Genomic DNA, 12,632 nt, shown 5'->3' with positions numbered 1-12,632 from the left:
ATTATTTATTTTTCTTTGTAAGGCTCTTTCTCAGTGTAAAAAAAAATCATCTAAATGTAAACACCGTTATACTTTCTTTTAGTATAAACAGTTATACAAGTATCTATGATTATTGGTTCTATGTCAAATGTGGTGGTGGAATATCATTCCTCCACCTCTTTATTTATAAGCTTGCTTTAAGACAAGCTTTACCTCTTGTTGCCATAGAATTTTCTTTCTCATTCGATCAAACTGTTTAATCCCATAAGATAATCTTTTTAATACTTTAATCGTATTATTAACGCCTTCTATGTAGCCATTATTAAAGGGATACATAAAAGAATGCAGAATTTCTTGTTGCCATCTTTTAAATGTACGTGCGACACGATGAAATCCCTCTAACGCGGATGCATTCAACTTCTCCAGGCACGCTTCTAATCCAGCAGTTGCGTTGTGCGCATCACTTTCCTTAAACCACGTATCCAATTCATGCTTTAAACCATAAGCTTCCTTTAAGCGGGGATCTATCCTTAATAATTGCTCGACTTTCTTCTTCTGATCATCTGAACAGGTTGTCCATGATTTCCACAGAAGTTTTTTGGAACGTTTCATTCGAATTCGATCTTTCTTGGGCAGCTCCTTTTGAACTTCACGGCGGACCTCATCTAGAGCCCAATAGGCCTGACGCATAAAGTGAAAACGGTCAGCGATAATCAGAGGATTTCCCAGTGCTTTTCGAATTGCTTGTTTAAACGCTTGAGATAAATCCATTACTACCATTTCTACTTTACCTGTATCACAGGACTTTAAGTACGCTTCAATGGTTTCCACTTTTCGATTTGGCAAGATATCGATAATTCTTCGGTTCTCCACATCGACCACATTCAATTGAAACCTCTCTCCATCCGCGTCACCTTTAAACTCATCGATCGCAATGACTCGCGGCAACACTTTGCTGGTAGTTAACTCCTTCTGATCAAACCACCGTAAGACACGATTCACTGTTACTCCGGTTACTAGCGCCGCTGTACGAAAGGAACTCACCGCTGCATGCATCATCGCTGTCGTTTGCACACTCGCCATACAACGTTGATACCGATGAATCATTTGTAGACGCTCATAAAATGTGTGATGACACGACGTGCAAATATAACGTCGTTTTCGCAGGGAAAGATGAACTTCCTTGGTTGTAAACGCTGGTCCTTGAATGCTTTGCCAACGATAGCCATGTATCCGCTTGGTTCTTTTACGGCAAAAAGGACATTTCTGCATACGCTGTTTCGTGAATAATTCTGCAATAAAATAACTTTCTTCTTCTCTGATATCCCACACATCTACATGCGTATCTTTAATTCCTAACAACTCTGTGATAAAATGATGATGCACTCTTTTCCTCTCCCATTCCTTTTGTCTCGACAACTCAAGGTTACCAGAGAGAGGAAATAGAGTGTATTTTTTTGTCTCCGTTCCATCTGGCGATGGAACGGAGGGCACCACCACATTCAGTATAGAGCCTGATTATTACACTAATTTAATAATAAGAAAAGTTTTTTACTATAAGAAAGAGTAAAAAATGCAGATTCTCCTCAGAATCTGCATTTTTTATTTAACTATGCTTATGCACTTTCTTTTGGAAACTTTTCATTTCCTTCCTGAATCGTTCCATCACGGAAAATAAGTTTTGGTGTGCCATTTTCCTGAATAACAGTATCCTTTGTAATCACACACTTTTCTACGTCTTCTCTTGAAGGAAGATCAAACATGACATCTACAATGATTCCTTCAATGATGGAACGAAGTCCACGTGCACCTGTTTTCCGTTCAATAGCCTTCTTCGCAATCTCTTCCAGCGCATCCTGCTCAAACTCAAGCTCTACATTATCAATTTCAAATAACTTTTGATACTGCTTGACCAAGGCATTCTTTGGCTTCGTCAGAATTTCGATTAGTGCATCCTCATCCAGCGGAGTAAGACTGCCGATTACTGGTATACGTCCGATAAACTCTGGAATAAGTCCATAGCGCAATAAATCCTCCGGAAGGACTTTAGACAGCAATTGTGCTGTATCTAACTCTTCCTGTTCTTCATTTGCACCAAAACCGATAACCTTTTTACCGATACGGCGTTTAATCACCTGATCAATTCCGTCAAATGCACCACCGACGATAAATAGAATATTCGTTGTATCAATTTGAATAAATTCCTGATGCGGATGTTTTCGTCCGCCTTGAGGTGGAACACTTGCTACTGTTCCTTCAAGAATTTTTAAAAGGGCCTGCTGTACACCTTCCCCAGAAACATCTCTGGTAATAGAGGGATTTTCAGATTTTCTGGCTACCTTATCAATTTCGTCAATATAGATAATCCCTTTTTCTGCTTTTTCTACATCATAGTCTGCAGATTGAATCAGCTTAAGAAGAATATTTTCTACATCTTCCCCTACATACCCAGCTTCTGTTAATGATGTTGCATCTGCCATCGCGAAAGGTACATTAATAATTCTTGCTAATGTTTGAGCCAGTAATGTTTTACCGCTACCAGTCGGCCCAATCATCGCAATATTACTTTTGGAAATTTCCACATCGCCGCTATTCATACCTGAGTTAACACGTTTGTAGTGATTATATACTGCAACAGAAAGGTTTCTTTTAGCCTTATCCTGTCCAATTACATAATCATCAAGTGTGTCACAAATTTCTTTCGGCTTTGGAATTTCATTCATTTCCATGCCTTCTTCTGTACCTAGCTCTTCCTCAACAATTTCTGTGCACAGTTCAATACATTCATCACATATATAAACGCCAGGACCAGCTACCAGTTTTCGCACCTGCTCTTGACTTTTGCCACAAAAAGAACATTTTAATTGTCCTTTTTCTTCATTGAATTTAAACATTACTTTTCGCCGCCTTCCTCAACAATCTCCAAGACTTTCTCATCACATTCATTACATATATAAACGTCTGGGCCAGCTACTAACTTTTGAACTTTTTATCGGTTCTTCCCACAAAAGGGCATGGGCTGTCGTTTCTTACCTTTCGACTATAACCAATTCCATTGCCTTTGATGTGCTGTTACAGATTAGCAGCCAGCTTTATAATTTATCATATCAGATACATATAGAAATACAAAATAATATACTTTTTGTATTTGCCATAAACAATTGTATGATAAGTCTGTCATTCCAGTATGCCTCAATTCTTTTAAATGTCAACTATTTGCAATTCCATTTGTATAGTATGCTTTTCCAAGCAAGAAAAATGCAGTTTTGACAAAAAAATTGTTTTTTCGACTGCGTCCTAATTAACAGGAAAGACAAGGCACGTATTTAGGCGCACCTTGTCTTTTGTATCCTCTTTTTTTATTTAACACTTTATTTTGTTTTGCTGTTTTCTGCTAAGAAGTCAATTGCCGCACGCATTTTCAAATCATTTTCCAACGTTTCTGTTGAACCGCCAAGCATTTGAACAAGCTGCTCTTTTTCAACTCCATACATAGAACCCATCTTCTCAAGTTCCGCATCAATATCTTCTTCAGAAGCTTTAAGATCTTCTGCTTCCGCAATTGCTTCTAAAGTAAGATTTGTTTTAACGCGTTTTTCGGCATCAGCACGCATTTGTTCTTTTAGTGCATCCTCATCTTGCCCTGAAAATTGGCTGTACATTTCTAAAGTCATACCCTGCATTTGAAGCTGCTGTTCGAATTCACGAACCATTTGATTTACTTCTGTATCTACCATAGCTTCAGGAACTTCTACTTCAATATTGTCTGAAGCTTGTTGAAGCAGCTCTTCACGTTTTTCATTTTCAGCCTGCTGCTTTTTGTTTGTTTCGAGCTCTTCACGTTTTTTTGCTTTTAATTCATCAAGTGTTTCCACATCTTCATCTACATCTTTTGCAAATTCATCGTCAAGCTCTGGCAATTCTTTTGCTTTTACTTCATGAATTTTCACTTTGAATACTGCTTCTTGACCAGCTAAATCTTCTGCATGGTATTCTTCAGGGAAAGTTACTTTTACTTCTGTTTCATCGCCTGCTTTTTTGCCAATTAATTGCTCTTCAAATCCAGGGATAAATTGACCTGAACCAATTTCAAGTGAATGATTTTCACCTTGTCCGCCTTCAAAAGCTTCTCCGTCTTTAAAGCCTTCAAAATCAATTACTGCTGTATCACCGTTTTCAATTGCACTATCTTCTTTCACAACTAATTCTGCATGACGTTCACGAAGATTTTCAATTTCCTGCTCAACATCTTCATCTGTTACTTCTACAGATTTTTCTTCTACTTCTAATCCTTTGTATTCACCAAGCTTCACTTCCGGTTTCACTTCTACTTCAGCAGTGAAAACAAGCGGCTGTCCTTTTTCAATTTGGTCAATATCAATAGATGGTTGTGCAATTGGGAAAATCTCAGCTTCATCAACTGCTTTAGAATAAGCACCTGGAAGTACAATATCTACGGCATCTTGATATAGAGATTCTACACCAAAGCGTTTTTCAAAAATACCGCGGGGAATCTTCCCTTTACGGAATCCTGGAACTTGTACATCCTTTGATACTTTTTTAAATGCTTGATCTAACGCCTGGTCAAATTCTTCAGACGAAACTTCAAACGTTAATACACCTTTGTTGCCTTCTTGTTTTTCCCATTTTGTTGTCATTATTATTCCCTCCAAAATCAAATCTATCATTGCATTTCATTATTCATTTGATCAATAGTTTTTTCCTAATTTACAACCACCTCATTATAACATATATCTTATGTGTTTCAAGCATTTTACTACTCTTCAATAATACTTAGATAAAGGGAATTACAAATTTTTATAGATTCTACCCATGATTGGGCAGCTGTGTCCAGCTCCTCCAGCCGGGTATCTGCCTGTAAATAATCGTTCCCAAGTGTATGAATCGCCTCCGTAATAGAAGCCACATCATTTTCTGAAGGTATGAATGGATAGGTTACATAAAAGTAGCGGTATATGAGCTGCTGAAGTAAATTGAATAAAGTAGGATTATCTACCGTCCGATTTTCTAATTCTCTCATTATAGCTATGTAGCTGTTCTCCTCAGAGATTTGAATCAGTTTAGATGGCTGAACCATCATCTTTGTATCAAACTTATGTATATGAACTGACTTCTCTATACCAGCTTCTCTGAACCATTCTAATAGTGCCGTTTTTATAACAGGATGAACTTGTTCGTTTTCAAGCAGCTGAATAATGTCTTCTTTTGGATCAGCATGTATTCGCCGAAGCTGTTCGATAAGGTTCCATTGTTTCAAAAAATCATTTCCGTTTACAGCTTCCTTAAGCTCTTCTATAAAACCGGGGCTATTATCTTCATCAATTCCAATCTTCATGTTCTCGCTCATTTCATACAGCTGCTGAAAAGGCTCCTGAAGCATATCAGGAATCATATCGTATTCAAATTCTACCTCCAGCAAATCCATCAAGTGTTGATACTGACTTGTTTGAAAGAGGATGGTTAAGTAAATATGGAAGTAATGATAATAATGTGCATCCTTATTTGCCAATAATTCTTCACTGAGCCGTTCAGCTTCTTTATAACTTCCCAGTTCCATCAGGCACATTAACTTACCAATATATATTTCGTGACTTCCTTCATGATATTCAATGAGGCAATTTAATTTCTCGAGTGCCTCTTTATATTTCTTTTTTCTTAAAGCATCTAGTCCTTCTTCTTCCAGCTGCTTTTTTGTGTTTGGAAATAAGATTACCTTTGTACTATCTTTCATTTGTTCACCTCTATTCTGGATTACCAAAAAATGTTCATCAAATCTTTTATTCCCTTATACAGTAAAATTTAAACCGTTTATTGGGACTGTATAAGCTGAAATAAAGATTTTAGCTTCCAGCATTTATCCTGAGAATACTTCGCGCTTTTACGGGAATCTCCATGCATTCTCTTTGAAATTGATATAAGAATTATTCATCCTATCGAAAGCTTCTGTCAGTAACAATAATTAATCATATAATAAATGATTTACTCTGTGAAATCTAAAAGAGATTCAAGCATTCAGCTCATAGATTTGTTTATACTTATTCATACCTCATCAAGAATACGGAGTGATTATTACTGTCTAATTTTATTGAAATATTAATCCTTTTATTTTATATGACTGATTATATCATGTTGAGAAAAAAGTCAAAAGAAAAGATCTTTGGGCTATTGCCCAATCGTAATTCATCTCCCCTTTACCGTTGGACTACACCCTTCACACGCTTGAAGAGGGAGGCTTCTTTCGGAAGTACGTCAAAAAAACGCTCAATCCCTCATATATTAAGAGTTTGAGCGTTTATCTTATTTACGTCCCAGGCAGGATTCGAACCTGCGACCCACAGCTTAGAAGGCTGTTGCTCTATCCAGCTGAGCTACTGGGACATTCTGGAGCGGGTGAAGGGAATCGAACCCTCATCATCAGCTTGGAAGGCTGAGGTTTTACCACTAAACTACACCCGCAACTACTGTATTTCTCGCATTTCTTATGTATGCCGTTTTTAACGGACAAGTAATATTATATGTTGGATAGAAGTTTTTGTCAACAGATTTTTAAACATTATTTTCATTCTTTATAATATAGCTTAAAAACCCTTGATACAAAAGGAAAAACACGTTAGATACAACGTTGATTTAAAGAAGAAAAGCAGTTCATATCTTCTTTTCAACAGAAGAATGAACTGCTTTTCTAATCTGATTCTACAAAGAAGTTTGGTAAGTCATATCTTTTACCTTTCCATCTTTTAAAGTGTAAAAGTCGACTTGTACTTGGTCAGTATTTTCCCAGCTTAGAATAGCATATGTTTTTTCAACACGATTCCTGGGCATACGGATGCTGCCTGGATTGATAAATAATTGATTCCCTATTTTTTCAGCACCAGCAATATGTGTATGTCCAAAGCATACAACATTTGCTCGATGTTCTTCCGCTGCATAAGACAGGTTTGTTAAATTTCCTTTTACCTGATGGAGGTGACCATGAGTTACAAAGAAGCGAATACCATTTAAGTCCAGTACTTCCTGATCTGGGTATAGCGAATCAAAATCACAATTTCCGCCAACTTTATAAAAAGGACTTAACTCAGCAGCATCAAAATCCAGCTCTGAATCCCCACAATGGATGTATAAGTCCACAGTATGTTTTTCCTTCATTTCTTCCAGTTCTTTTGTCAGCCCATGACTGTCACTTGTAATTAGAACGCTTGTCATCATACCCCTCCTCAATATATTTATTTATAGCAAGTGTATTCTTTTTTCCAATTGCTTCATCGCCTGTTTCCGGTGGCTTATTTGATTTTTTTCAGATGGATCAAGCTGGGCCATTGTTTCTGTATATCCTTTTGGTATAAAAATAGGATCATAGCCAAAACCGTTCTCTCCACACTGTTCCGTTTTAATATGTCCTTCGCAATAACCCGTTACAAATATTGTCTCTTCATCAGGACGGGCGATCGCCAAAACACATACGAAGCGGGCACTCCGTTCTTCTAAAGGTATCTGTTTCATTTCCTCCAGAACTTTATCTATATTTGCTCGATCATTTGTCGGCTCCCCTGCATATCGCGCAGAATAAATACCCGGTCTTCCCTCCAGGCTATCGATTATCAGGCCCGAATCGTCTGCAAGCACCGGCTGTTGAAATCGGCTTGAAATCTCTTCTGCTTTTAAAGCTGCATTTTCTACGAAGCTTTCTCCTGTTTCTTCAATATCAGGAACTTCCTCTTCTAAATCAAGCAGGGAAACAGCCTCTATTTTGTAAGGGGCAAAAAATGCTTTAAATTCCTTTGCCTTCCCTTTATTTTTGGTCGCAATAATAACCTTCTTCATGGTGTCCATCCCCCAATGAAATTATTCTTGATTAACTAAATCTGCGATAGAGCCAAGTATTTGTTTCTGCTGATTGATTAACTCCTGGATACCTTGTTCGCCCAAGGTCAGCATTGCTTGTAATTGCTGCACGCTGAAAGTAGCTTCTTCTCCTGTTCCCTGAAGCTCTACAAATTCACCTTGTCCAGTCATGACAATATTCATATCTACATTTGCTGTACTGTCTTCCTGATAATTCAAATCGAGTACTTCTTGTCCGTCAGGTAATACACCAACAGAAATAGCAGCCAAGAAATCTCTTACTGGAAGTTCCTTAAGTACTTTCTTTTCTACAAGCTGATGAAGTGCAATTACCATAGCTACATATGCACCCGTGATAGAAGCCGTTCTAGTGCCTCCATCTGCTTGAATAACATCGCAATCGATCCAAATTGTCCGTTCTCCAATTTTTGAAAGATCGACGACAGAACGTAATGCACGTCCAATCAGGCGCTGGATCTCCATCGTTCTTCCGCTTACTTTCCCTTTTGAAGACTCACGGATATTCCGCTGTTCTGTTGCCCGCGGCAGCATTGCATATTCTGCAGTGATCCATCCTTTCCCCTGCCCTCTCATAAATGGTGGCACTCTATCTTCAATACTCGCATTACAAATAACCTTTGTCTGACCCATCTCAATTAATACAGAGCCTTCCGGATGCGTAATATAACCGGGTGTTATTTGAATGGACCGCAGTTCATTTTGTTTTCTATTATCATGTCTTCCCATTTGTCTTCCTCCTTATTTCACATTACATAGCTTATCATATTTTCTAAAAAAGAAACATGAGGAAGATGGAAGATGCAGTGAAAAATCAATCTCATAACAGGATTTTGTCAGCAAACAAAAAAAGAGCATCTAAAGAGTGGTTAAACACACTCTTCAGGTGCTCTGTACAATATTTTCATATCATTATAATTCTTCGCTTGGAGTGAAAAATTGTGCAGATACCGGTTCAGAATACGGCTCTCCATTTTCATTGAATACTTCATCCACATTTTCAACCTGGACATTTACTGCATCTACATTCGGCTGAGATGTCAAGGTTCTCACTATTGTCTCCATTACTTCATCAGAGATTATATGCTGTTCCTGATCCATCAGGATGCCCTCATTGAAAATCAAATTAGCTACTCCTTCTTCTACAACTGGTTCTGCGGCTAATGCTGCTTCCGGATTAAATACATTGAGAACATTGTTTTGATAACCTGGGCCCTCTATCAGTTCATTAACAATACCTGCTAAATCATTTTCATCATCCATCGTTACATATTGTGTTACAGGAACATAATAACGGTTATTTTCTTTTTCTACTGGATAAAACATAGTGACAGGATTGCTGCTGAAATAATCTAATGTATCATTGTTTATCAGATTAATTCCATTTGCCCGTGTATATCCATTATTGAGCGGCGTACCGTTAACAGGCATTTCTGCTAAGTCCTCACCTTCTACCCGGAGCTTGACTTTGTGAACATTATCAAATTGCGTTAAGGTATACGTAACGGCTTCTATAATTGGAAGCTCAGAGGATGCTTCATATTCCGAAAACTCTCCAGATAAGTCAACAACAATCGTTCCATCCTCCTGTAGATCCAAACCAAGTACTTCTGTATCTTCTGGAAGTACGGCCTGGAAGCCGTTCGGCAGCATTGGTGTTATTGGACCGCCTTTAACCAGATATTCAATAACCTGCTGTGCCACTTGATTAGCTTCAGGAACTGGAAGTTCAACAGTCTGAGAAGCAACCATACCATTCGAATCAATTAAATACAGCTCTCTTGAAACAGTATCCTCCACTTCATCAGGGGTAGCTGCAGCATCTTCCCCATCCACTGTCTCTTCACCATTTACTGCTTCTGCATTTTGTGGAGGATCTACCTCTTTTGATGACTGCTCTCCATTAAAGCATCCTGCCAGTAAGACTAATATTCCAAAAGCTCCTATTAATTGGATTAACTTTTTACTCATGCAACTACCTCCCAAGATGGTTTGTACTATTATTTATACGAGCCCACCTTTAGAAATAGACCATGAATTCGATAGTTTCTAAAACAAAACTTGATTTAAAAGATTGACTTTTTGAGTATTGAATCCTAGTTTGAGTTAATCAAAAGATCAGGTGACCATTTTCTCCTAAACAGATTATATTTCTTTCAAATGAGACAAGAATAATTGTGGATACACAAAAAACAAACTTTCCACATGATCCATAACCTGTGCATTGTTTAAATCGAATTTATCGGTCAAAGCTACTTTCTTACATAAAGTTTTTATCCATATAAAAAACACTTGTACAATGCTGAGAAAATAAACTTTTCAACCATCGTACAGGTGCTCTATCTCTAAATATTTTGTAAGTCAGCATGCTTAATCGTAAGAACTTCAAAATTACTATCCTTAAATATTTTTTCGGTAATTTCAATAAAAATATCCAAATCTCCAGTGGCATAAAATTGGTGCGGAGGCATGTGGTCATCATGATTTGCAATTTGATGAATGTCCAATGTTGTACTCGTTTCCCTTGCTGTCTCTTCACTCGAAGAAATAACGATAATCTTCTTACCGACAACCTCCTGAATGGTATCCTTTAACAAAGGATAATGCGTGCAGCCTAAAATTAGTGTATCCATCTTATCATGCTCTAAAATTGGTGCTAAGGCAGTTTCTACTACTTGTTTGGCTTCTGGTCCATCTAATACCCCTTTTTCTACCATCGGCACAAATGAAGGGCAAGCTAAAGAAATAACTTCAATATCGGATTTAATTTTACGAAGTGCGTAGCTATATGCACCGCTCCGTACAGTTCCCTCTGTTCCAATAACCCCGATATAGTTATTCTCAGTTGACTTAATTGCAGCCCTCGCACCAGGCTTAATAACGCCAATAACAGGGATATCCAATTCCTTTTGTAAGTCCTTTATTGTAAATGCCGTTGCTGTATTACAGGCAATCACGAGCATTTTTATATTTTTCCCAAGTAAAAAGCGGACCATTTCCCAAGTAAATTGTTTTACTTCTTCTTCTGTTCTTGGCCCATATGGGCATCTCGCTGTATCTCCTAAGTAAATAAGCGGTTCTTTAGGAAGCTGTCTCATTAATTCATGAACGACAGTCAACCCGCCCACTCCAGAATCAATTACACCAATTGGCTGTTTCAAAATTCTCTCTCCCTTTTTTCCTTCTCTACTTTTCATTCACCTGTTTCATCTCATCATGCAGGAAGCTTAATAATTCATTTAAGGTTTCTTTCTGCTCATCCGAGAATTGAGATAAAACGTCTCGTAAGTATTCTTGCCGTTTTTGGATTACTTCTTCAATAATGTGCTTTCCTTTTTCCAGAAGATGAATTCGCACAACACGACGATCATTCGTATCGCGAACACGCTCAACCAGTTCATTCTTCTCTAAACGATCGACTAAATCTGTGGTAGTACTAAATGCATGGCTAATACGGTTAGATAATTCACCAACTGTCAGATCCCCTTCTTCCAGCAGCCATTGTAAAGCAATAAACTGTGGTGAGGTAATCGGATAATGATGTAAAATTTTCCGGCCGTTTTGTTTAATCATACCAGAAATATATCTTAATTTTTTTTCCATTTTATTAACTGCTTCTACTTCTTGGTTTTTTTCCAATATGGTACCCCCTAAAATTAAAAAATCCACTAAAATTTTTAACAATAATTTATGTAGCGATTGTTATGAGGCATTTAACATCTGCTTGTAATCCATAGTAAACTAAAAAACGGTTCTTGAAAACTTTTTTAGGGAAAAGCCTTCAAATGTTATTGCATTGAAGCAATATTTCAAAATTTATTAGGAAATCTTAGCTAGGGTAAAATCTCAAATATCTTGTTTTCCGAGAAGTAAAAATGCAGGCTGATGAAATTTTCACATGATACATTGACTTCTACACTTATCACATGATGTGGGAGATTTTAAAAGGCTTCTCTTCCAAATATGTTATTCCAGCCAGAATTTTGAATGTCCTTTTCAAAATGTACGCACTCTTTTGTTTCAGCCTTCATAAGCTATATCGACTAAATAATTTCCCTTCATGATGCAGTTCTATAAAGCAAGGAGGGGGTAACATTTGAAGGATAATGGGTATAAACCGAAGCAGCTACTGACCAAACGCGAGAAAGAAGTGTTTGAACTATTGGTACAAGATAAAACAACAAAAGAGATTGCCCAAGAGCTATTCATCTCAGAAAAAACTGTGAGAAACCACATTTCGAACGCGATGCAAAAATTAGGGGTAAAGGGCCGTTCACAGGCTGTTGTCGAATTGCTTCGTATGGGTGAATTAAAGCTGTAATCAAACGAAAAAGAGAGAGCGATAAACAGGATATTGTTCGAGGTCAAAAATACATTTATTTCTTCTTTTATTTAAATTTTGTTTTGAACTCAATACAATGCTTACGTTTATTGCTGGTATTTCGAGGCATCTGCGCTTACCATTCAAACGTATTCTTTATCATCATTCCTTACAGGAAGAATGGAAACTATATGAAGGTGCTGTTTAAGTCTGAGCTTTGGAAAGGGGAGCTCAGACTTTTTTATTTACTTTGCCTATTATAAAAAAGACATCTCGGGGATGTCTTCTAAAATTGAAACAGAAAGAAATGTTAATTCCTGAGATCAAACGATATACAAATGGAACGCAGGAAATATACGTAGATTCCTTTAGAAAGCGAAGTATATTTCTGAGATGGATATCCGCACAATTTATGTTCAGAAATCGCTAGATTAAAACACTTTTGTCTCAG

General features: G+C 37.4%; 11 protein-coding genes, 2 tRNA genes and 1 pseudogene. 1 reads left to right on the top strand and 13 read right to left on the bottom strand.

Going from position 1 to position 12,632, the window contains the following annotated elements:
- Positions 1 to 159: 159 nt before the first annotated feature.
- The 13 genes and pseudogenes from MKY30_RS17445 to MKY30_RS17385 all read right to left on the bottom strand — a co-directional run bounded on the left by MKY30_RS17445 (position 160) and on the right by MKY30_RS17385 (position 11,463).
- The gene (locus tag MKY30_RS17445; protein WP_339233414.1) at positions 160 to 1,365 is read right to left on the bottom strand and encodes an ISL3 family transposase; all 1,206 of its coding nucleotides are present in this window, start codon (positions 1,363 to 1,365) and stop codon (positions 160 to 162) included.
- Positions 1,366 to 1,595: 230 nt separating this feature from the next.
- Positions 1,596 to 2,873: an ATP-dependent protease ATP-binding subunit ClpX gene (gene clpX / locus MKY30_RS17440; RefSeq protein ID WP_147207931.1), complete on the bottom strand. Its 1,278-nt coding sequence runs from the start codon at positions 2,871 to 2,873 to the stop codon at positions 1,596 to 1,598.
- Positions 2,873 to 2,956 (bottom strand): annotated as a pseudogene (locus MKY30_RS17435) (ClpX C4-type zinc finger protein); the annotation flags it as partial. The gene clpX and the pseudogene MKY30_RS17435, both read right to left, overlap by 1 nt.
- A gap of 394 nt (positions 2,957 to 3,350) precedes the next feature.
- Complete coding sequence (gene tig, locus MKY30_RS17430; protein ID WP_147207932.1) at positions 3,351 to 4,637, bottom strand: trigger factor; 1,287 nt, start codon at positions 4,635 to 4,637, stop codon at positions 3,351 to 3,353.
- A gap of 119 nt (positions 4,638 to 4,756) precedes the next feature.
- A complete protein-coding gene (locus tag MKY30_RS17425) occupies positions 4,757 to 5,731 on the bottom strand; it encodes a tetratricopeptide repeat protein (RefSeq protein WP_339286074.1) in 975 nt (324 codons plus the stop codon).
- 573 nt (positions 5,732 to 6,304) lie between these two features.
- A tRNA-Arg gene (locus tag MKY30_RS17420) sits at positions 6,305 to 6,378 on the bottom strand.
- Positions 6,379 to 6,382: 4 nt separating this feature from the next.
- A tRNA-Gly gene (locus MKY30_RS17415) sits at positions 6,383 to 6,456 on the bottom strand.
- A gap of 237 nt (positions 6,457 to 6,693) precedes the next feature.
- The gene (locus MKY30_RS17410; protein ID WP_147207937.1) at positions 6,694 to 7,203 is read right to left on the bottom strand and encodes a metallophosphoesterase; all 510 of its coding nucleotides are present in this window, start codon (positions 7,201 to 7,203) and stop codon (positions 6,694 to 6,696) included.
- Between the two features lie 24 nt (positions 7,204 to 7,227).
- On the bottom strand, positions 7,228 to 7,821 hold the full coding sequence (locus MKY30_RS17405; protein WP_339286072.1) for an XTP/dITP diphosphatase: 594 nt from the start codon (positions 7,819 to 7,821) through the stop codon (positions 7,228 to 7,230).
- A gap of 21 nt (positions 7,822 to 7,842) precedes the next feature.
- Positions 7,843 to 8,589: a ribonuclease PH gene (rph, locus tag MKY30_RS17400; RefSeq protein ID WP_339286071.1), complete on the bottom strand. Its 747-nt coding sequence runs from the start codon at positions 8,587 to 8,589 to the stop codon at positions 7,843 to 7,845.
- Between the two features lie 183 nt (positions 8,590 to 8,772).
- Positions 8,773 to 9,831: a GerMN domain-containing protein gene (locus MKY30_RS17395; RefSeq protein WP_156985413.1), complete on the bottom strand. Its 1,059-nt coding sequence runs from the start codon at positions 9,829 to 9,831 to the stop codon at positions 8,773 to 8,775.
- Between the two features lie 374 nt (positions 9,832 to 10,205).
- Positions 10,206 to 11,021, bottom strand: coding sequence for a glutamate racemase (gene racE / locus MKY30_RS17390; RefSeq protein ID WP_339286068.1), 816 nt, complete (start codon positions 11,019 to 11,021; stop codon positions 10,206 to 10,208).
- Between the two features lie 25 nt (positions 11,022 to 11,046).
- Positions 11,047 to 11,463 (bottom strand): MarR family winged helix-turn-helix transcriptional regulator, encoded by a 417-nt coding sequence (locus MKY30_RS17385; protein ID WP_186813517.1) that lies wholly within the window; start codon positions 11,461 to 11,463, stop codon positions 11,047 to 11,049.
- 493 nt (positions 11,464 to 11,956) lie between these two features.
- Here MKY30_RS17385 and MKY30_RS17380 point away from each other — a divergent pair, with 493 nt between their 5' ends.
- Entirely contained in the window at positions 11,957 to 12,181 is a 225-nt protein-coding gene (locus MKY30_RS17380) for a helix-turn-helix domain-containing protein (RefSeq protein WP_040981732.1), read from the top strand.
- Positions 12,182 to 12,632 lie beyond the last annotated feature (451 nt).

The organism is Oceanobacillus sp. FSL W8-0428, assembly GCF_038004405.1.
GTDB classification, from domain to species: domain Bacteria; phylum Bacillota; class Bacilli; order Bacillales; family Amphibacillaceae; genus Oceanobacillus; species Oceanobacillus sojae.
The sequence above is the reverse complement of the archived record's forward strand: the minus strand, read 5'-3'. Positions and strand labels throughout refer to the sequence as shown.